This window comes from Faecalibacterium sp. I4-1-79 (genome assembly GCF_023347235.1).
GTDB classification, from domain to species: Bacteria; Bacillota; Clostridia; order Oscillospirales; family Ruminococcaceae; genus Faecalibacterium; species Faecalibacterium tardum.
Map to the genome: position 1 here is coordinate 663079 of NZ_CP094467.1, position 20743 is coordinate 683821.

20 protein-coding genes and 1 pseudogene are annotated in these 20743 nt (G+C 54.5%); 9 read left to right on the plus strand and 12 right to left on the minus strand.

The window, feature by feature from the left end; genetic code table 11:
- Nucleotides 1-168 precede the first annotated feature (168 nt).
- A complete protein-coding gene (locus tag MTP36_RS03135) occupies nucleotides 169-2100 on the plus strand; it encodes a BMP family ABC transporter substrate-binding protein (RefSeq protein WP_249253521.1) in 1932 nt (643 codons plus the stop codon).
- Between the two features lie 20 nt (nucleotides 2101-2120).
- Nucleotides 2121-2786, plus strand: a complete 666-nt coding sequence (locus MTP36_RS03140; RefSeq protein WP_249253523.1) for a metallophosphoesterase family protein — start codon at nucleotides 2121-2123, stop codon at nucleotides 2784-2786.
- Nucleotides 2787-2910: 124 nt separating this feature from the next.
- On the opposite strand, the gene MTP36_RS03145 is transcribed toward MTP36_RS03140, so the two are convergent.
- From MTP36_RS03145 to MTP36_RS03185, 9 genes and pseudogenes are all read right to left on the minus strand, one after another.
- A complete protein-coding gene (locus tag MTP36_RS03145; RefSeq protein WP_055185614.1) occupies nucleotides 2911-3201 on the minus strand; it encodes a DUF6465 family protein in 291 nt (96 codons plus the stop codon).
- A gap of 527 nt (nucleotides 3202-3728) precedes the next feature.
- Nucleotides 3729-3866 (minus strand): annotated as a pseudogene (locus MTP36_RS03150) (glycoside hydrolase family 2 TIM barrel-domain containing protein); the annotation flags it as partial.
- Between the two features lie 66 nt (nucleotides 3867-3932).
- Nucleotides 3933-4919, minus strand: a complete 987-nt coding sequence (locus tag MTP36_RS03155; RefSeq protein ID WP_249253527.1) for a TRAP transporter substrate-binding protein — start codon at nucleotides 4917-4919, stop codon at nucleotides 3933-3935.
- Nucleotides 4920-5051: 132 nt separating this feature from the next.
- Nucleotides 5052-6353, minus strand: coding sequence for a TRAP transporter large permease (locus tag MTP36_RS03160; protein WP_005931714.1), 1302 nt, complete (start codon nucleotides 6351-6353; stop codon nucleotides 5052-5054).
- A 3-nt stretch (nucleotides 6354-6356) separates the two neighbouring features.
- The gene (locus MTP36_RS03165) at nucleotides 6357-6911 is read right to left on the minus strand and encodes a TRAP transporter small permease (protein WP_005931716.1); all 555 of its coding nucleotides are present in this window, start codon (nucleotides 6909-6911) and stop codon (nucleotides 6357-6359) included.
- Between the two features lie 11 nt (nucleotides 6912-6922).
- Nucleotides 6923-7957, minus strand: coding sequence for a TRAP transporter substrate-binding protein (locus MTP36_RS03170; protein WP_249253529.1), 1035 nt, complete (start codon nucleotides 7955-7957; stop codon nucleotides 6923-6925).
- Nucleotides 7958-8173: 216 nt separating this feature from the next.
- Nucleotides 8174-8965 carry a response regulator transcription factor gene (locus MTP36_RS03175; protein WP_249253531.1) on the minus strand — a complete coding sequence of 264 codons (792 nt, stop codon included), beginning with the start codon at nucleotides 8963-8965 and terminating at the stop codon, nucleotides 8174-8176.
- Nucleotides 8962-10449 (minus strand): sensor histidine kinase, encoded by a 1488-nt coding sequence (locus MTP36_RS03180; protein ID WP_249253533.1) that lies wholly within the window; start codon nucleotides 10447-10449, stop codon nucleotides 8962-8964. The genes MTP36_RS03175 and MTP36_RS03180 overlap by 4 nt, the downstream gene beginning before the upstream one ends.
- Before the next feature lie 131 nt (nucleotides 10450-10580).
- Nucleotides 10581-11246 carry a Crp/Fnr family transcriptional regulator gene (locus tag MTP36_RS03185; RefSeq protein WP_249253535.1) on the minus strand — a complete coding sequence of 222 codons (666 nt, stop codon included), beginning with the start codon at nucleotides 11244-11246 and terminating at the stop codon, nucleotides 10581-10583.
- Nucleotides 11247-11346: 100 nt separating this feature from the next.
- Between MTP36_RS03185 and MTP36_RS03190 the strand changes: the two genes are divergently transcribed.
- The gene (locus MTP36_RS03190) at nucleotides 11347-12066 is read left to right on the plus strand and encodes an ATP-binding protein (RefSeq protein ID WP_249253537.1); all 720 of its coding nucleotides are present in this window, start codon (nucleotides 11347-11349) and stop codon (nucleotides 12064-12066) included.
- An 89-nt stretch (nucleotides 12067-12155) separates the two neighbouring features.
- Here MTP36_RS03190 and MTP36_RS16020 read toward each other — a convergent pair whose 3' ends face one another.
- Nucleotides 12156-12227 (minus strand): IS3 family transposase, encoded by a 72-nt coding sequence (locus MTP36_RS16020; protein ID WP_442900283.1) that lies wholly within the window; start codon nucleotides 12225-12227, stop codon nucleotides 12156-12158.
- A gap of 29 nt (nucleotides 12228-12256) precedes the next feature.
- Between MTP36_RS16020 and MTP36_RS03195 the strand changes: the two genes are divergently transcribed.
- From MTP36_RS03195 to MTP36_RS03205, 3 genes are read left to right on the plus strand one after another with little or no spacing between them, the layout of a single operon-like run.
- On the plus strand, nucleotides 12257-12415 hold the full coding sequence (locus MTP36_RS03195; protein ID WP_249253539.1) for a hypothetical protein: 159 nt from the start codon (nucleotides 12257-12259) through the stop codon (nucleotides 12413-12415).
- A complete protein-coding gene (locus MTP36_RS03200; RefSeq protein WP_118658986.1) occupies nucleotides 12412-12630 on the plus strand; it encodes a plasmid mobilization protein in 219 nt (72 codons plus the stop codon). The genes MTP36_RS03195 and MTP36_RS03200 overlap by 4 nt, the downstream gene beginning before the upstream one ends.
- A gap of 44 nt (nucleotides 12631-12674) precedes the next feature.
- Nucleotides 12675-14057: a relaxase/mobilization nuclease domain-containing protein gene (locus MTP36_RS03205; protein WP_249254388.1), complete on the plus strand. Its 1383-nt coding sequence runs from the start codon at nucleotides 12675-12677 to the stop codon at nucleotides 14055-14057.
- 66 nt (nucleotides 14058-14123) lie between these two features.
- Here the strand turns inward: MTP36_RS03205 and MTP36_RS03210 are convergent, their stop codons facing one another.
- Nucleotides 14124-16004 (minus strand): DarT1-associated NADAR antitoxin family protein, encoded by a 1881-nt coding sequence (locus MTP36_RS03210; RefSeq protein ID WP_249253541.1) that lies wholly within the window; start codon nucleotides 16002-16004, stop codon nucleotides 14124-14126.
- On the opposite strand from MTP36_RS03210, the gene MTP36_RS03215 reads away from it, so the two are divergent.
- Nucleotides 15988-16302: a hypothetical protein gene (locus MTP36_RS03215; RefSeq protein ID WP_249253543.1), complete on the plus strand. Its 315-nt coding sequence runs from the start codon at nucleotides 15988-15990 to the stop codon at nucleotides 16300-16302. The genes MTP36_RS03210 and MTP36_RS03215 overlap by 17 nt on opposite strands.
- Nucleotides 16303-16338: 36 nt before the next feature.
- Here MTP36_RS03215 and MTP36_RS03220 read toward each other — a convergent pair whose 3' ends face one another.
- Nucleotides 16339-16674, minus strand: a complete 336-nt coding sequence (locus MTP36_RS03220) for a hypothetical protein (protein WP_249253545.1) — start codon at nucleotides 16672-16674, stop codon at nucleotides 16339-16341.
- 604 nt (nucleotides 16675-17278) lie between these two features.
- On the opposite strand from MTP36_RS03220, the gene MTP36_RS03225 reads away from it, so the two are divergent.
- Both MTP36_RS03225 and MTP36_RS03230 read left to right on the plus strand, forming a co-directional pair.
- Nucleotides 17279-18433, plus strand: a complete 1155-nt coding sequence (locus MTP36_RS03225) for a tyrosine-type recombinase/integrase (protein ID WP_249253547.1) — start codon at nucleotides 17279-17281, stop codon at nucleotides 18431-18433.
- A gap of 51 nt (nucleotides 18434-18484) precedes the next feature.
- On the plus strand, nucleotides 18485-20710 hold the full coding sequence (locus MTP36_RS03230; protein WP_249253549.1) for a Helicase associated domain protein: 2226 nt from the start codon (nucleotides 18485-18487) through the stop codon (nucleotides 20708-20710).
- Nucleotides 20711-20743: the final 33 nt, after the last annotated feature.

Below are 20743 nucleotides of genomic sequence, written 5' to 3' on the forward strand. Positions count from 1 at the left end.
CCTGTCGGTTTTGAATAGCATTCTTATCGTACCTGAATCTACCGGGAAAATCAACAGTTTTAGCCCTAAAATACTGCCTTATTTCTGTTTTTGTGGTATACTGGGGGTGTTCCGGTGCGGCAGGGGGACTGCGGCACCGCGCTTCGCTTACAGAAAAAAGGAGTTCTTATGCTGGAAGATTATAAAAGTGCACTGCGCGCAGGGCAGCGCGCCTATCGTGCCCGCATAGCCCGCGGCCAGTCGCCCTATCTGGCTGTTCTGGACGATGTGCTCAAGGGCGTGGATATTGTGGCGCAGGAGCCGCTGGGGCTTGTGGAGATCCCGTCGGATAGCCTTGTGGGCACTAAGACCAGCGGACGGCATACCGCCTTTTCGTATGACTTTATGCCCTTGCTGGAGCCGGATACCGAGTTTGCCGCCAAGTGGTCGAACCTGTGCGACGCGCATCTGGAAGAGGGCATCCATACCCCCATCATCGCCTTTGAGTACATGAACCGGTTCTATGTGCAGGAGGGCAACAAGCGGGTCTCGGTGCTCAAGTATTACGGCGCCGTCAAGATCCCGGGCACGGTCACACGGCTTATCCCTGCTCGCACAGATGACCTTGAGAATAAGATCTACTACGAGTTTCTGGATTTCTATAAGCTGTCCAAAGTGAACTATGTGCATTTCTCCAAGCTGGGCGGCTACAGCAAGCTGCAGACGCTGGTGTGCAAGGCCAGCGGCGAGGCATGGTCGGAGGACGACCGGCTGAACTTTGCCTCCTTCTACACCATGTTCCACCAGCAGTTCGAAGCCTTGGGCGGCAGATCCCTGGGGCTGACCACCGGCGATGCGCTGCTGGTGTATCTGTCGGTGTACCGCTACTCCGACACTTACGACGCCACCCCGGCGCAGGTGCGGCAGAACCTGGAAAAGCTGTGGAACGAGGTGAAGGTGCTTACCGAGCCCCACGGCGTGGAGCTTTCGCTGGACCCGCCCAAGAGTCCCGCAGAGCCGCTGCTGTCCAAGCTGAATATCTTCAGCCCCAGCAAGCAGCCCAGCGAGCTGCGGGTGGCATTTATCCACGAGTACAACGCCAAGATCAGCGCGTGGGTACGCGCGCATGACGAGGGACGCGAGGCGCTGGCCAAGGTTTTCCCGGACAAGGTGTATATCAGCTGCTACGAGGATGTGAACCCGGAGGTGGACGCGGAGCAGGTGCTGGAGGAAGTAGCCCACAACAATGCGGACGTGGTGTTCGCCACCAGCGTGCGGATGTACAACGCCTGCCTGAAGGTGGCGGCGCAACACCCCAAGACCCGCATCCTGAACTGCTCGCTGAACGCGCCGCACCCGCTGGTGCGCACCTACTACCCCCGCACCTATGAGGTGACCTATCTGCTGGGCATGCTGGCCGGTATCATGACCAAGACAGGGCACATCGGTTATGTGGCGGCAAACCCCGTGTACGGCGTGCCCGCGGCGATCAACGCTTTTGCACAGGGACTGAAGAGTGTACGCCCGGCGGGACGCATCTGGCTGCGCTGGGCCTGCCTGAACGATGCAGCCCACCCGCTGGATTTTGCTGACTGCCCGGAGATCGACATGGTCTACGCCCGGGACAGCCGGGAGCCTGCCAACACCCACCGGGACTATGGTCTGTGCCGCAAGCTGCCGGACGGCAGCCTGCAGCCGCTGGGTCTGCCGATCTGGCGGTGGGATACCTTCTATGTGGAGATCGTGCGCTCTATCTTTGACGGCAGCTGGGACAATGCAGCCACCACCCGCGCAGTGAACTACTGGTGGGGGCTGCGCAGCGGCGCAGAGGATCTGGAGTATCAGGAAACACTGCCCAGCGGTACGCGGCAGCTGCTGGATCTGCTGGAAACACTGCAGGGCTCGGACAATGTGCACATCTTCCCGGAAAAGCTGTATGATAACGAGGACAACCTGCACTCCCCGGAGAATAGAGTTTACAGCCCCAAAGAACTGATGGAGATGGATTGGCTGGATGCCTGTGTACACGGCAAGCTGCCCCATTACGATGAACTGGACGTCAAGACCCGTACCGTGCTGGCGATCAACGGACTGGACAACGTAAAGGGTCTGGAGAAATGAGCCGGCCTGACCAGAAAAGAATGGAGCATACGAACGTGAAAATTCTTGCTATCTCAGATGTCCCGTCCAAGGCGCTGTGGGACTATGACACCCGTGCCCGGCTGGAAGGCATCGACCTGATCCTCTCCTGCGGGGATCTGCCTAAAAAGTATCTGGAATATCTCACAAACTTTACCGCTGCGCCCATCCTGTATGTGCACGGCAACCACGACGGCAGCTACCAGACCCAGGGCGAGCCCGGCGGCTGCATCTGCGTGGACGATCAGGTGTACACATGGAAGGGTCTGCGCATCATGGGGCTTGGGGGCTGTCAGCGCTATAATAAAGAGGATACCTATCAGTACACCGAGAAGGCCATGCGCCGCCGTGTGCACAAGCTGGAGCATCAGGCGCACAAAAGGGGCGGCATCGACCTGCTGCTGACCCACGCCCCGGCCAAAGGGCTGAACGATGGGGACGACTGTGCCCACAGGGGCTTTGCGTGCTTCAACGAGATTTTGGACGAGTACCAGCCTAAATGGTTCATCCACGGGCACGTACACCTGAATTACGATGCAAAGCTGCCCCGGGTATGCACCCGCGGCAACACCACCGTGATCAACGCCACCGAGCGCTATGTATTCGAGATCCCGGACCCGGACCCGGCCGAGGAGCGTAAGACCCTTTGGCGGATGCTGGGGTTCTGAGCCGCTGCCTATGCAAAAAAAGACACCGCACAGCTGTGCGGTGTCTTTTTTTGTTGATGGAACCTTATTGTGGGAATGGCAGGCGCGGCAGCAGTGCGGTGCTGCCTGCGGCTCTGTGAAAAAATTACAGATCCAGTTTGCCGGAGAACTTGTTGATGACGTAGTAAGCTGCGCCCTCTTCGGGCTTGACGTACACCTTGCAGGACTGTACGCCGACCTTGTGGGTGGTGCGGTAGTCTGCCTTGGCGCGGTCAATGATGTCGGTGATGTTGTACTGCTCACCGCCCATCTCTACATACAGCTCAGGTGCCAGCGGCGGGCGGCCACGGCGGGCGGGAGCCTTGGTGGATTTGCGGGTCTTGCCCTCGGCAGCCGGAGCTTCGGCTGCGGGAGCAGAAACTTTCTTTTCAGGCATGATGCATAACCTTCCTTCTGTATTTGATCTGGTGCAGCGGGGCTGCACCGGCGGGCTCCAATGATTTATCGCAAGGCAGAAGCGGCGCGGGAAGCACAGACCCAGCTGCCTTATACGAACCGGTACGAAACTATTTGCGTAAAGAAGTTGAACCTATAATTATATAATATGTTTTTGAAATTCATTTGTAAAGCCTTTTTTGCAAAAAACATTGTAAAATCGGTAAGAAACGGCAGAATAAATGGCCGAAGCGGTATTTCAATACTTCTTTCCCGGGTATAGTACGACCTTTCGGCAAAACAGGCAGCCATTTTCGGGAAAGCTGGGCGACCCTGCGGGCACAAATACAGCGGGCAAAAACAATCTTCTGCGGGGGCAGAATAAGGTGGAATGGAACTGTCGGCAACGCAGGGGGCACAGCAAATAAAAAGCAGAAGCTGCCGCACAAAAAAAGAACCGCTCCATTTCCTGAGCGATATACCTGATCTGTACCCCTAATACTGGGTGTCCAGTATTAGGGGTACAGATCACTGGTGGGCGATCTTGTTGGTGCGGTTATAGACAGCATCGTCATCCACGCTCTCGTTGATGCGCACGCCCCACAGGATGATGCTGGGATGATTGCGGTTCTGCAAGATCATCTCTTGTAACATTGCACAGGCAGCGTCTTTCCATGCAGCATAACCTCAAAGCTGTGAGCCTTTTTATTTGACTTGTCCCTTTCGCTGTTGTCACTCTGCCTGTATCTCCTCCACCAGCGGCAGATAGTCGGCGCAATGTTTCCGGTATAGCGGCTGCACCAGCTGCCGGAAGTTCTGCATTTCTTCCTCGGGCAGCGGCAGCTCAAAGCAGCCGCCTGCAAGGGCTGCTTTGCGGGCAGCTGTTTCCTCCTGTGCCCAGAGCTGGCGCTCATACTGCGCCGATGCCCGGGCGCATGCCTGCAGGATCTGCCGGTATTCCTCCGGCAGTGCATCCCATGTGCGGCCGGAAGCCAGCTGCACTTCCGGTACGCGGCTATGCTCATCGGCCATATAGTACCGCGCCACCTTATAGTGCTCCATGGAATAGTAGGCCGGCCAGTTGTTTTCGGCGGCATCGATCTGCCCGGTCTCAAGCGCCGAGTATACGTCGCTATAAGCCGTGGTCTCCGGCACCGCACCCAGCAGGCGGATCATGTCGATCACGATCTGCGAGTTCTGCACGCGGATGGTCTTGCCCTGTAAATCGTTCAGGCTGTGCACCGGCTGACGGGCATAAAACGACCGGGCACCCGCGTCGTACCAGCTCAGGCCCACCCGTCCCTGCGCGGTAAAGTTCTGCAAAAACTCTGCTCCGATGCTGCCGTCCAGCACGCGCCACATGTGGTCGGCATCCCGGTAGAGATACGGCAGCAGCAGCACGTTGAGCCGGGGCAGATCGTCCGTGGCCACCGAGAGTGACACACGGGCAAAATCTACGCCGCCAATGGCAAGCTGTTCCCACACCTGCTGCTCCGAGCCGTACTCGCCGTTCGCCTTGACCTGAATGACCACCTTGCCCTCGGTCTGCTGCTGCACAAGGTCTGCAAAATACTGCGCGCCCTGCGTAGTGGGGTACCCGGCGGGCTGGTTGTCGGCATAGGTCAGCACATAGTCCGGTGTGGTCTGCGGCTTTGCGCCACAGCCTGCCAGCTGCAAGGCTGCAAAGCCCAGCCCGGCTAAAAAAGTCCGTCTGCGCATGGTGTCTCCCTCCCTTTGCAGATAGTATAGCGCACAAGACTGCCTTTGTGCAAGAGACAAGAAAAGGCGGTGCCCGCCGCAAAGCAGGTACCGCCTTTTTAGAAAAAGAAGAATAAGAAGGGAATGTCTCAGTTACATCAGGCCCATTGCCTGCGGCAGTGCGGTAGACACTGCCGGGATAAAGGTGACCAGCAGCAGTCCGCCGATGATGGCCACATAGTACATAAGCATGTACGGCATGACCTTGGAAAGCGAGGTGCGGCCCACCTTGATGCCCACGAACAGTGCGTTGCCCACAGGCGGGGTGATGTTGCCGATGCACAGGTTATACACGAGGATCAGACCGAACTGGATGGTACTCATGCCAAAGCTCTGGCAGATGGGCAGAAACAGCGGGGTGAAGATGAGGATGGCCGGGGTCACATCCATAAAGGTACCGGACACCAGCAGGATCACGTTCATGATGAGCAGGATGATGTACTTGTTGCTGGTCAGGCTCAGCAGGGCTGCTGCAACCGCATCCGGGATCTGCAAAAAGGCCATGACCCAGCCCAGAATGTTGGAAACACCCACAAGGAACACCACCATGCCGGACATCTTGGCAGAGTCCACGATGATCTTCCACAGGCTCTTCAGGTTGATGGAGCGGTAGCAGAAGGCAAGCACCAGTGCATAGACAACGGCAATGGCAGAGCCTTCGGTGGCAGAGAACACACCGCCGATGATGCCGCCGATGACCACGATGATCAGGGAGAGCGAAGGCAGGGCGCGCAGGGTGCAGACGCCGAGGTTTTTCCAGTCAAATTTGCCGGGTGTGCCTTTATAGCCCAGCTTGACCGCCAGCAGCACGCCCACCACGCAGCAGCACAGTGCCCAGATGATGCCGGGGATGTAACCGGCCATGAACAGCGCAGCCACAGAGGTGCCGCCGGACGCCAGAGAGTAGGTGATCAGGGCGTTGGACGGCGGGATCAGCAAACCGGAGCAGGAGGAAGCGGCGTTGGTGGCAGCGGTCACGGCGGGGTCGTAGCCCTGCTCGTCGGCACCGTCGCGGATCATGGAGCCAACAGCAGCAGCCGCAGCGGATGCAGAGCCGGAGATGGCACCGAACAGGGCGTTGGTGCCGATGTTGGTCACCAGCAGTGCGCCGGGCATCTTGCCCAGAATGGCCATGACGAAATCCACCAGACGCTTGGCGATGCCTCCCTGATTCATGATGTTGCCCGCCAGAATAAAGAACGGGATGGCGGTCAGGCTGAACTTGCTCATGCCCACAAAGGTGCGCTGGGCGGCGGTCAGCACGGCCACGTTCAGATCAATGGAAGAAAGGATGGCAGTCAGGGAAGAGACTGCAATGGCGTACGAGATAGGCACGCCGAGGAACAGCAGCACCAGCAGCACTGCCAGAATTACGAGTAACGCTTGAATTGCCACAGCTTAGTCCTCCTTATTTTCCTTGTCGGCATCGGCAGCCATTTCGGCTTCCACCTTTGCAAAGTCTGCATCCTCCGGGGTATCCAGACAGATGGAGCCGTTTGCAATGCCGATAATGTTCAGCACGGAATACACCAGAATGATCACGCCGCAGATGGGCATGACCCAGTAGAACACGCCCACGGCAACGCCCAGCGAGGAGGTCTGCTGTCCCATAGCCAGCTGGGACACCTGAAAACCGCCGAACACCAGAATGGTCGCGGAGAAGAGGAAGGCGATGACCTCGGCAAAGATGTGGAACGCCTTGCGCATGGTGGGGTTGAACCGGTCCACCAGCACGGGGATGTTCATGTGGCCGCGCTCGCCGGAGACGATGGTGGCACCCAGCATGGTGCTCCAGCCGAACAGATAACCCACCAGTTCCTCCGACCATGTGGAGGGAGAGTTGAAGATATAACGTACGATGACCTGATAGGTGGTCAGCACCACCATGACCGTCATGCTCAGACCTGCCAGCAGGTTGAGCACCTTGTTCAGGGTATTTCTCAGTTTTTCCATGATGCTCCTCCTCAGTCCGCAGTATGGGCAGCGTTGTGCTGCTGGATCAGGTCATAAATGGGCTGCAAGTCCGGGTTTGCTGCCAGCACGGAATCGTGCAGGGGAGCCATAGCCTCCTGAAACGGTGCAGTGTCCGGGTAAATAAAGTTGACGTGCTGCTCATTCTCGGCCTTATCTTTCGCCTCAGCCACAGCATCCTCCCAAGCATCCTGCTCGGTGCGCTTCACGATCTGGAAACCTTCTTCAAAGATCGCGCGCTCCTCATCGCTGAGCTCGTTCAGGAAGGCGTAGTTTGCCACCAGCAGATCCGGCACCATCTGGTGCATATCGTAGGAGTAATACTTGCAGATATCGCCGTGACCGTTATCGGTCAGAGCCAGCTCGTTGTTCTCGGCACCATCCAGAATACCGGCCTGCAGTGCGGTGTACACATCGCCGAAGCCCATGGGGGTCGCGGTGCCGCCCAGCAGACGCATCATTTCCACGTTGGTAGGCGACTGCTGCACGCGGATCTTCAGACCCTTCAGGTCGGAGGGCTGGTTGATGGGGGTCTTGATGGTGTAGAAGTTGCGGGTGCCGGCATCCAGCCATGCCACCGTTTCCAGACCGGCCTTCGAGGTGGTCTTGAAAATGGGGTCCGTCACCTCAGGGTCGTCCATGGCCTCGTGGTAGGCTTCTACGCTGGAGAACAGGTAAGGCAGGTTGAAGATCTGGTATTTGGCGCTGAAGGTCTCCATAATGGCATTGGACGCCACCACAAAGTCGATGGCACCGGTCTGGGTCAGCTGCACCATTTCGGTCTGGGAGCCCAGCAGCTCGCTGGGGTACACCTCCACGCGGTACTTGTCGCCCAGCTTCTCGTTGATGTAGTTGGCAAAGGCTTCCAGTCCCAGATGATCCGGGTGGGTCTGGGACTGCACATGGCCGATGCGCACGATCTTGCGGTCGTCACCGGAGCCGGCACCGCAGCCGGTAAGCATCATGCTGCTGGTCAGTGCCGCCGCGCCCATCAGCGACAGAAACGTTCTTCTCTTCATGAATGGCATCCTCTCTTTTCGCGTTTTTTCTATGATTTTATTTTAACAACTCGTTCATTTTTGCGAAACCGGATTATTTTGTGAAACGCAGCACGATTTTGTCTTTGTTGTATCCAAGTACAATTTTTGTGTTTTACGGACGAAAGAAACTGGCAAAAACAAAAAAAGCACCCGTTCCTCTCCTGCTGACAGGCAGGAAAGAACGAGCGCTTCCTATAATCCGATTTATCCCTGTACCGCTTTTTCCGCTGCGGCTACGCGGTATTCCGAAGGGGTCTGGCCGGTCAGGCGCTTGAACACCCTTGTAAAATAGTTGGCGTCGCTGTAACCCACAGCAGCGCCGATATCCTTCAGGCTCAGGCGCGGGTCCAAAATCAGCTGGCGCGCCTTGTTCACCCGGTATTCGTTCAGGTAGGCCGAAAAGTTCACCTTGAAGCACTGCTTGAACAGCTTGCAGAAGTAGGCGTCCGAGTAGCGCAGCGCGGCGGCAGCATCCTGCATGGAGATATCCTCCCCATAGTGGGCGTCGATAAAGCGGCTGATCTCGGCCCGGATGATGGCGGTGCGCATATCCTCGTCCTCTTCCCGGCGGAGGGGCTCTGCAGGCGCAGGGGGCTGTGCCGGGCGGGCAGGCAGCGGCACCGACACCTGCCGGATGGCATCTTCCACCGCGAATACCAACTCCTGCTCATTGTAGGGTTTGAGCAGATAGTCCATCGCCCGCACAGAGATCGCCTGCCGCGCATAGTCAAACTTATCAAAGCCGGTAAGGAACAGGATGGCGCAATTTTTGTCCGTTTCGCGGATCTTACGCGCCACCTCCAGCCCGGTGAGACCCGGCATTTCAATGTCCAGCACAGCCACCTGCGGCACTTCGCGGGCAAAAATTTCCAGAGCCTCTCTGCCGTTTTTGGCTTCATACAGGCTTATCAGGTCTCCCAGATACTTCTGCAAAGTCCGGCACAGCACCTTGCGCTCGATCAATTCATCCTCTGCCACCAGCAATTTGCACTTCACGAGAGCGTCTCCTCCTTTTCTTCCGGCTGCTGCGTTTGCGGCAGTTCAAACCGCACCACAGTGCCATGACCTGCGCGGCTGTACACCTGCATTTTGCCGCCCGGATACAGCATCCCGATGCGGCGGGAAATATTGCCAAGGCCAATGCTGCGGCCGGTCTGTTCGCTCTGCGCAATTTTAGTTTGCACAGCGTCCAGTTCCTCTGCGGTCATTCCCTTGCCGTTGTCCGCAACTGTGAGCACCAGCACCTTGTCCTGCATCCATGCCCGCAGCAGGATGCGTCCGCCTTCCTCGCGGGACTTGAGCCCATGCGAGTAAGCGTTTTCCACCACCGGCTGCAGCATAAAGGACGGCACCAAAACCGCCGCAGGCTGCACCCGGATGCTTTTTTCAACGGTAATGCGTCCATCGAACCGCATTTGCTGCAAATAAATGTAGTCCTCCAGCCCATCCAGTTCCTCTTCCAGCGTGATCTGCTGACGCTTGGTGCGCAGGTTGTGCCGGAACAAACTGCCCAGATGCACGATCATCTGGTCGGTGGTGGAAGCATCCTCCAGCCGCGCCATGCAGGAGATCATGTTCAGGGTGTTGAACAGAAAATGCGGATTCACCTGACTTTTAAGCACCTCCAGCCGGGTGTGCTCCAGATCCTTTTCCAGTGCAAGGTTCCGCACCTCTTCCCGGTGCAAAGCCTGCTGGGTGGTCAGCTGCTGCGCCATGGCGTGCTTCATCTGGTTAAAGGTTCCCGTCAGCCGCCCCACTTCGTCGCTGCTTTTCACCGGTAGGTCCGGGCTGGAAAAATCGCCATCGGCAATGCTGCGGGAGGACTGCGCCAGCCGCAGCAGCGGACGCACCACAGCGCGGCTCAGCACCCGGATGAGCAGCAGCATCAGCGCGGCTGCCGTCAGGAACAGCCCCAGATACAGCCACGGCAGATGCCGGATGTGAGCCGCCGTGCTGCTGTAAAGGGCGTTTTCCTGTTCCAGCGTGGCCTGTGTCAGACGTAGCGCATACGCGGCAAGGTAGTCCTGCAGTGCCATCACATGGTACATCTGTTCAATATAGGTATCTGCCGAGGGCGAAAGCTGCAAAAAGGCATCCCGCTCCTGCCGGTAACCCGCGTACCCCTGCAAAAGATTCCATGTGCGGGCATAGCGCTCCTCGCCGATGCGGGCATAATCGAAGGGCAGGGCCGCAAGGCTCTGCTCGGAAGCGGTGCAGGCGGCGGTATAGGCCTGTTTGGTTTCAGAAGTAGGCTGGCGCACATAGCGTGCGAAGGCCTGTGTTTCGTCCTTGAGGGCGTTTTGCACCGTGTAGCAGACGGCGTTGTCGGCCAGCAGCGTATCAAAGGAGCGTACCGTCCACTGACCTGCCATGGTAGCAATGCCAGTGGAAAGCATGGTGACCAGCAAAATCGCGGCAAGCCATGCCGTGACCCTGCTGCGCAGGGAGATGCCGCCCTGTGCGGTTTTGTTCCGTGCCATACGCTTTCCCTCCTGTCCTTGCAGCACCCGGCCTTTTTTATAAGTATAATAATCTCCCAGAAAAAGTGCAACTGCAAAAAAGCACCGGTTTCCGCAGGGGAGCCGGTGCTTGCAGGCAATGTGCCAGGCTGTCAGCGGGTCAACAACTGAAAATGATTCCGCTTGGTGACCAGCAGCCCTTCCTTTTGCAGCTTGGAAAGTTCTGCCGACATGGCGGCGCGTTCCACGCAGAGAAAATCCGCCAGCTGCTGACGGTCAAAGGGAATATCAAAGGAGAGGGACGCCTGCCGGATGGACTCGGCAGACAGGTAGGACAGCAGCTTTTCCCGGGTGGTGCGCTTGCTGACATGGGTGATCTTATCGTTAAAAAGCAGTATTTTGTTTGCCAGAACACTGACCAGATTGCGGATGAGTTTCTGGTGATGGTCGCAGGCGGTGGGGCAGGAGGTGAGCAGCCGCTTGACGTTCAGCAGCAGAATTTCGCAATCCTCCTCTGCCACCACGCTGATGTTCAGGATGGCACCGGGGGTGGCGGCGTAAGGTTCGCCGAAAAAGTCTCCGGTATTGCACTTGGACAGGATATTGCGGTGTCCCCAAAGATCCTCCTGTATCACAAGGGTGGAGCCGGACAACATAAGCCCCATGACCTCCGTGGAATCTCCGGCACGGAAAATGTAGGAGCCCCGGGGGCGGGTGATTGTCGCTGCACTGACACAGTGCAGGATGGACAAAATCTCATCGTCGGTAAGCCCGGTGAAGAAGGGGCAGTTCCGCAGAACAGGCAGATATTTTTGCATAAAAGCCCTCCTTGTTGGAATTCAAACATACAAGTTGCCTTTAGTATACTATAATAAGGGTGCAAATGCAAAAAAACACCCACAACAGGAGAGTATAGATATGATTCGGAAGATCATCCATATTGACGAAGAAAAATGCAACGGCTGCGGCTTGTGCGCAACCGCCTGCCATGAAGGTGCCATTGACATCATCAACGGCAAGGCAAAACTGGTGCGGGAGAATTTCTGCGATGGCTTTGGCGACTGCCTGCCGGGTTGCCCCACCGGTGCTATCACCTTTGAAGAGCGGGAAGCCCCCGCCTACGACGAGGCGGCGGTGCAGGAAAACAAAAAGAAGAAGGAATTGCAGGAAAAGATGAAGCATCTCCACGAGGGAGGCTGTCCCGGCTCCCGGATGCGGACGCTGGAACAGCCGGAGGCCGCAGAAAGCGCAGCTGCTGCCTCTGTGCAGCCGGTCTCTCGCCTGCGCAACTGGCCGGTGCAGATCAAGCTGGCACCCATCCATGCGCCCTACTTTGCAGGCGCAAAGCTTCTGATTGCAGCGGACTGCACGGCATACGCCTACGCCAATTTCCATCAGGAGTTTATGCGCGGCAAAGTGACCCTCATCGGCTGCCCGAAGCTGGATGCTGTGGATTACAGCGAAAAACTTACCGAGATCCTGCGCAGCAACGACATCCAGAGCGTGACCATCCTCCGCATGGAGGTGCCCTGCTGCGGCGGCTTGGAGATGGCCGCAAAAAAGGCACTGCAGACCAGCGGAAAGTTCATTCCGTGGCAGGTGGTCACCATCTCCATTGACGGAAAAATTCTGGATTAAAAGTACAGGGCAAACGATATGTACCCAGTTTTCTGGACACTGGATCAAAATTGAATAATTAAGAATCCATCATGGATGCTTCTCTGAATTTAGAGGGGAGGCATCCATTTTGTTTTCGCTTGGATTCTGCCGTTATTGTAATAGTCAATATACTCGGCAATCGCCTTGGAGAAGTCTTGAAAGGAGGAATGTGGACGAAAAGAGCCACGACCCGGAACAGGATGAGGAAGAACAGGAGGATGTACCTCGCTGCCCCTCGGTGCTGGCGGCGCTGGAGGAAAAATCGGACAAGCCGGAGCCGGTGAAGCCCTTCCGTAGTTATTACGACAAGGACGGTGATGCCCGGTGAGCGACCGCCGCGACCAGCAGCTCCATTTCCGGGTCAGCAAGCCGGAGTTGGAACGGATTCGGAACAAGATGGAATCCAGCGGCATTCTAAGCATTGGCTCATATCTACGAAAAATGGCGCTGGACGGATATTGTCTGTATCTGGATCTGCCGCAGCTGCGCCGTATGGCATATCTTTTGCATTTGAACGCCACAAGTGGCTCAAGTGTTCGTTAGCAAAGTGGCTCAAGCATTGGCTGTCACACGGGAGGTGATTCAGACTGGCCGCAACACGTTTGATCGCGCTACACAAGAACAAAGGCAAGTCGGTTGCGGCCTGCCTGAAAAGCCGCACGGACTATGCGAAGAATCCTGACAAAACGAACAGGGGAGAGCTGGTCAGCAGCTATGAGTGCAGCCCATTGACCGCAGACGAGGAATTTATGCTGTCCAAGCGGCAATACGAACTTTCTACAGGCCGCAGACAGAAAAATGATGTGATCGCCTATCAGATTCGGCAATCTTTCAAGCCCGGTGAGATCACCGCCGAGGAAGCCAACAAGGTGGGCTACGAACTGGCAATGCGCTTCACCAAAGGCAAATACGCTTTTATTGTTGCCACCCACACAGACAGGGAACACATCCACAACCACATTATTTATAACTCCACTGCGCTGGATGGAACCCGAAAATTCCGGGATTTTTTCTTTTCAGCGTTGGCGGTGCAGCGGTTGAGTGACCTAATCTGCTTAGAGCATCAGCTCTCCGTCATTGAGATAAAGCCTTACCGGGAGCGGCAGAAGCGCACGCTCTACCCGCCCAAAGAGAGCAATCGTGACCGGCTCTGCAGCGTGATCGATAGGATTCTGGCTGAAAAGCCCAAGGACTACGAGGATTTCCTGCAAAAGCTGGAGCAGCAGGGCTATGAGGTCAAACGCGGAAAGTACACCTCTGTCAAGGGCGCACGGCAGAAACGATTTATCCGGTTCCGCACTTTGGGGGCAGGGTACAGCGAGGAAGAACTGAAAGCTGCCCTTGCCGGAGAAGCGGAGCATCGGCCACGGCAAAAGTGCCCGGCACCGGAGCAGAAATTTCAGATGCTGGTGGACATTCAGGCAAAACTAGCCGAGGGAAAAGGCGCGGGCTTTGCCCGCTGGGCAAAGCAGCACAACTTAAAAGAGATGTCCCGGACGCTGGTTTTCTTGCAGGAAAACCAAATCGGCAGCATCGAGGAAATGCAGGAGCGTGTGGACGCTGCAACTGCACGCTATCATGAACTGGGCGATTCCATTAAAGCGTCAGAGAAGCGGCTGGCAGAAATCGCGGTGCTGAAAGCGCACATCATCAACTACGCCAAGACGCGGTCTGCTTATGATGCCTACCGTAAGACCGGATACAGCAAGCACTTTCTGGAAACGCACCGCACAGAGATCACGCTGCACAAAGCGGCGAAAGCGGCGTTTGATGAAGCCAATTTAAAAATGCTCCCCAAGGTCAAGGAGTTAGACGCGGAATATTCCAAGCTGCTGACAGAAAAGAAAGCACGCTACCCGGACTATCGCAAAGCGAAAGAAGAAATGCAGGAGCTTCTTCGAGCGCAGAAAAATATTGAACTTTTCTTCGATGAGGAAAAGAAGCCAGAGCAAACCGAACATTCCAGATAAACAATACGACCCTGAGAACTTTGCCGCTTATCCGGCAGGGTTCTCAGGGCCTTTTTTGCTTATTGCTTAGTCTGTACTCAGAGCAGCATTTCCGGTGCTTTCAAGTTGTTTAGCAATCATGCTTTCCAGTTCCTGCGTGATCGTTGCGCAATTTGCAACACGGTAATTCCAGAAATAAGAAACACCTTCGCACTCTTCCACGGATAAATCGCTGTTGACCAAAAGCAAGCTTTCTGGTGTCACGTTCAGCTTTTCGCACAGAGAAGCATATTTTCCATAATCAATGCTTCGGCTGGAGGATTTGGCTTCTACCCAGAAAAATTTTCCATTGATGGAGAACACGACATCCAGCTCATGCGTGTTTCCTGCGGATGCCGTTTCTGAAAGAATCACATTGGAGCAAACCGAAACTTCTGCGCCCTGCTCCTCCTGATAGCGGTTCAGAATCTGCTGAACTTGATGCTCTACAAAAAGTTCCAGCCACTTTCCGCTCAAAAAATGCCGGACGGTCTCATTTTGCGCAAGTTCATAGACGATATTCTGCGGGTAAATCACAATGGCTGCAAAAAGTCCCATTTTGTCCCACGTCTGAGCAATCTCTGAAAGTGTGGCAAAGGATTTTTTGGACGCACCCTTTGGGATACGGAACGAAAAAGAGCCGTCGCTCTGCATATGTGTTCGGATAAACTGCAAGAAATCCACCACCACCGGATCGCAAAGAGCCTCGCCTGTTTTCCATGCCATCCGCTGAACAGCAATCGGTGGGAGTTTTTCCGGCACGACCTGCTGAACGATTTTATACCCACAGCGTTCCAGATGCTCCAATGCGGTCAAAGGCTTCTGGATTTTTGCTTTGACTTCGGGCTTTTCTGCGCCGGATGTATTCTCGGCCAGATAGTTGAACTTCCATCCGTATTCCCAAGCAGGCGAACGGGTCAGTACTCCGACCGCATGAAATCCGCTGTCATGATCCTCCATCGGAAATGTGAACTTGTTCTTATGAACATTGGTTTGGAGCGTTTTGTTTTTCAGTGCTTTCTGATAAGCGGCAAGAAAAAATTCCTTTCCCTTATACGCCAGCTCACTGGAATTGTTTGCAGAAAGACCAGCATTTTTTGCCAAAGAGAGGAGCAGACCGGTCGCTTTGGGCAGTTCAAGGATATGTTCCATCTGCGCACCGTCCGGAATATTTGCATGATCGGACTGCGACGATTCGTCTGCCGGAATCTCCTTTGCTGGTGCAGAAACCTCGGGTGCCTTTTTTGAAGCAATTTCAGATTTTCCAGACTTGGGCAAGGGCTTTGGCTCCGTGTAAACTTCCGCAATGAATGATTCATAGGAATCGATGCACGGAAGTTTTCCTGCCGCTGCAAGGCCTACATAGATTGCAGCCGCCCGCGAGGAATCGCCATAATACTTTTTAGAATCCGCTGCGGCAGCAATATCAGAAAAGGCATTATATCTGCTCAGCTGCGCAGCCTTTTCCGGGAACTGCTTCAACGCACGGCAGTAGAGCCACTCAAAAAATGAATCCGGGTGCGGCTCTATCGGATACTCACTTCCTTCTAAAGAGTAGCGTAGCAGCTTTCCATTGGTTCGCAGCCGAGTGTCCTTATGGACTTTGGATGGCGCACAGGTCAGAAGGTCAGCGAATGGACCACCATGTTCAAATACCATGGCGGCTTCAAAAACCGTGCTGATGGGCACATCCTGCGCAACAGAATCCAGACGCAGCAGAAGCCGCAGAGAAGAAACAGCCTCACCCTCCGGCTGAACGGATGCAGAGCTGACTTCCAGAATTGAAACATCCGGGTCTGTTGTATGGACGGCATCATGGACGGCACGGATATTCTGCCGCTTGCTACCTTTTATCCACGTGAATGTCACCGGCTGTTCTTTGCAATAGGGGTAGCCGGATATGGGAAAACAAATGGTTCGTGTAGCCATGAACACCTCCAACTTTTTAGGACAAACAGGTTTGTGTAAATCAAGTATAGCACAATCCCGGATGTGCTGCATAGCACTATTTTCTGCTTCCGGGAATCTATCTGTGCAAAAAGTGCCGATACCACAGGCATCGGCACTCAGATCAAAAAAGCGTTTTGCAAAAATGCGTAGCCTGCATCCACCGGATGCAGAACACAAGGGGTTTGGGCACAGCCCAACAAGCATTTTGAATTTGGATTTTGAAAAATCCGATTCAAAAATTGCAAGTTGGTACCAAGTTGCACTGCTTGCGACGTAGATGTTTCCGTCAACTGCTGCGTCAGAAATTTTCAGATCATTTCAACTTTGCGAGGATATCGTCTGCGCTCACGCCGCTTGCCAGCAGCTTTTTCAGCACGTCCTCTGCTTCAGCTTTCTTTGCGGATTCCGCTGCTTTAGTTTCAGCTTTGACTTTTTTAGCTTCGATTCTGGCGATTTCCTTGTCGATAGATTTCAGTTCTGCTTTCTTGGCTTTCAGGTCAGCTTTCAGCGCATCAATGTTCGCAGTGATGGATGCAATTTCAGCGGCAGCGGCTTCCTTTGCAGACTGCTTTTCAGCAATCTGTGCAGCAAAGTCAACGGTTGCTTTTACGGTCTTGGTCTTGTTCTTGCTTCCTTTAGGACGGGGCATAGGGGACACCTCCAATGTTTTTTGATGGTTTCAGTATAACACTCGTTTTTTATGTTCGCAAGAGGTGCAGTTTGTAGAATAAAAATATTTTTCGATTGAAACAATAAATCGATTTTGGAATATGCACCGGCGTGGGTTGCCAACTCGTTGGAGAATATCTCCCGCTGGTCGCAGAGCGGTTCAAAGCATTTGGCAACGGCATCTTTTACAGTCGTGATGAAGTTCACCTCAATATGATGCTGCAGAGTTCGTGCGGCTGTGCATACGCATCTGCGTATGCTGCAAAAGTATTTTATGATACAGAGAATGTGCAGCCGCGTAATGGCAAAGAATATATTTAATAAAAAAAGTATCCTCCATATGGAAAATGGAGGATACCGATCTTTCGACATCGTTGTTTGAATTCTTCTATTATTTTATCATGGTTATATCTGGGAATCAATAGAAACCCTTACAAATGCATCCCACATGACCTTAGAAAAAACCTCGCAGAAGCTGAAAGTTTTTTGCACATTGCCCAGTTCTACATGAAAAATCCAGCTGAAAACGAAGGTGGACAAAATAAGTGGTCAGATGGGTGTCCAAGATGCAGGAGGAAACAGAAATGGCACGACGGGGAGAAAACATTCATAAACGCAAAGATGGTCGGTGGGAAGGCCGCTATATCAAAGCGCGCACACCGGAGGGGAAAATCCAGTGGGGCTACGTCTATGGCACAGTCTACGCTGAGGTCAAACGTGTGCTGATTCAAAAGAAAGCAGAGGCAGGCTTCTACAATCTAAAGAGAACCGACCTGACCTTTGAAGCACTGGCTGAGGTATGGCTGCACTCCCAGCGGAATGCAGTAAAAGAATCCACCTATGCGCATTACTCGTACACGCTGCACAAATATCTTCTTCCGGTTTTGAGTAAAGTGCCAGTCGCATCCCTTGAGGAAAGCTTTCTGGAACAAGCTATGCAGCAGATCATCGCGCCCATAGATGCCGCACACAAGCCGCTGGGGAACTCCTCTGCCCGGGAATGCCTCTCGATGTTACGGCGCATCTGCAAATATGCCGCGCACTTGCGCCTGATTCGTCCGATGGAGCTGGAAGTAGCGCTGCCAAAAGCCATCGACAAAATTTCTGTACCCCTCTCCCCGGCGGAGCAGCAGCGGCTTTATCAGTATGTACAGGAGAACCCAACGCCCCGCAAAATTGGCTTATTATTAGGGGTGGAATTGGGGCTGCGTATTGGTGAGATCTGCGGCTTACAATGGGGCGATTTCGACCTAAAACTCGGAACGCTAAAAATCAACCGGACAGTCTGCCGAATTTCCTGTGGAGATGGTCACACGAAGGTGGTCATCCAGACGCCCAAATCCCGCACCTCCCGCCGGGAAATTCCAATCCCGAAGCAGCTGCTTATTATGCTGAAAAAGCTGCGCGGATGTGTCAGCAATGCTGCATGGTTTCTGTCCGGCAACGAGTCCAATCCCACCGAACCCCGCTGCTACCGGAAAAGCATCAAAGCATATCTGAAACAGGCAACTGTCCGGCAGGTACGTCCGCACGCGCTGCGCCATACCTTTGCAACGACCTGTCTGCAGGCGGGGTGCGATATAAAGACCCTCAGCGAATTGTTAGGACACGCTAACGCCAACATCACCTTGCAGCGCTATGTGCACTCTGACCTGACTCGAAAGCGCCGGGAGATGAACCGAATTTTCTCCCATCAGGTGTCCATGAGGGGCGGGAAGACACTAAATATGACGCAGTAATGTATAATTTCTATGCCGTTCCTCCATTTTCCATGTGGAGGATACCCCTTTATGCGGGAAGGGGTGAACAAGGTGGCATTGCGTCTGTTTGAGCACAACGAGAAAGCATATCATGCGGCAGTCCGGATGATGGACCAGTATGGCAAGGCTGCCATTGTTCATCCGACCGGCACCGGAAAGAGCTACATTGCGTTCAAGCTGATCGAGGACAACCCAGAGAAGGTCGTAATCTGGCTTTCTCCCAGTGAATATATCTTTAAGACCCAGCTGGAGAGCCTGAAAAGAAACGACCCGGATTTTCCGTTGGCAAACGTTCACTTTTACACCTACGCCAAACTGATGTGCTGCACGCAGACACAGCTGGACGAAATTGCGGCGCAGAAGCCTGCCTATATTATACTCGATGAATTCCACCGTGCCGGTGCTGAATGTTGGGGCGAAAGCACGGTGGCTTTATTAAAGTTATGCCCGGATGCAAAGCTTCTGGGGCTGACAGCGACAAACATCCGATATCTGGATAATAACCGCGATATGGCTGAAGAGCTTTTCGATAGCCGTGTTGCGAGTGACATGACCCTTGGCGAAGCAGTCGTCAGGGGTATTTTGCCTGCCCCGAAATATGTGACCACAGTTTATCAGTACCAGAAAACGCTTGCAAAGTATCAGGCACGGGTGGATAACCTGCGGGCACCGGGCATTCAGGATGTGAATCAGAAATATCTGGACGCCCTGCGCCGCGCTTTGGAACAAGCGGATGGGTTGGACAGTGTTTTTGCCCATCATATCACGAATAAGGCTGGCAAGTACATTGTGTTCTGCGCCAACAAGGAGCACATGGACGAGATGGTGTCCCATGTGCCGGAGTGGTTCGCCGGGGTCAACCCGGACGTGGTGGTATACGAGGCTTACTCGGATGATCCGAATACGGACAAGGCGTTTGCGGACTTCAAGACGGATACGACCAACCGGCTGAAGCTGCTGTTCTGCATCGATATGCTCAACGAGGGCGTCCATGTGGAAGGTATTTCGGGCGTCATTTTGTTCCGGCCTACCATCTCGCCCATCATCTACAAGCAGCAGATCGGACGCGCCTTGACCGCTGGTGATAATACGACACCACTTATCCTAGATGTTGTCAACAACTTTGAAGGTCTGACCAGCATTTCCGGTCTGCAAAGTGAGATGCAGGAGGCGGTTCATCGGCTCTATGCCAACGGTGAGGGTGACAAAATCGTCACCGAGCGGTTTGAGGTCATCGAGCAGGTGCACGACTGCCGGGTGCTGTTTGAGCAGCTGCAGGCAAGCCTTTCTTCCAGCTGGGAGCACTACTTTTCCGAGGCGAGCATTTACTACGCAGAGCACGGCAACCTGAATGTCCCGAAACTGTATAACACGCCCAGCGGTCTGAGCCTTGGGGTGTGGCTGGTGACCCAGCGCCGGGTGCGCGAGGGGCAGATCCAAGGAAATCTGACCGAGCAGCAGATCGCACGGCTGGACAACATCGGCATGGTCTGGGGCAACCGGAAAGAAATTGCGTGGCAGCACGGATTTGAGGTTGCCAAGAAATACCACGATACCTACGGGAACCTGATGGTGCCCGGAAAATATGTAGACCCGGACGGCTACCCTTTGGGACAGTGGATCATCAAGACCCGGCAGCAAAAGCTGAACGGCCGCTTAAAAGAAGAACGCATCGCACAGCTGGATGAGATCGGTATGGTGTGGAACATTTTCGATGCCAAGTGGGAAAAGGCTTATGCACTGGCTGCAGTCTATTACGAGGAAAACGGAAACCTGAATATCCCGCGTTCCTATGTAACAGCGGCTGGTGAACGGCTGGGGCAATGGGTCGCAAGCCAGCAATGGGCGTACCCGAAAGGAAAGCTGACGGACGAACAGGTCGAACGGCTCAACAGAATCGGGATGTACTGGGGCAACCGCAATGACCGCCAGTGGAACGAGGGATATCAGGAAGCGAAGCGCTACTTTGATGCCCACGGCAACCTGAATGTACCAGCCGATTATGTGTCACCGGGTGGTTACAACCTTGGAAATTGGGTCAAGCGGCAGCGTTATACCCGCCAGAATCCTGAAAAAAGCTGCGCTGTGCTGACAGAGGAGCGTATTGCAAAGCTGGATGCAATCGGGATGCGGTGGGAGAAAGCGGATTCGAGACCGCGCCGGTTGGAGTTGGCACAAGGACCTCATAGGGAAAGCGAAAAACTGAATGTTTCAGCTAACCACAAAACGGGGGAAGATATCGGTTTGTGTAGTTGATAGCGCGATCCAAAGCACTTGCTGCAATTTGGG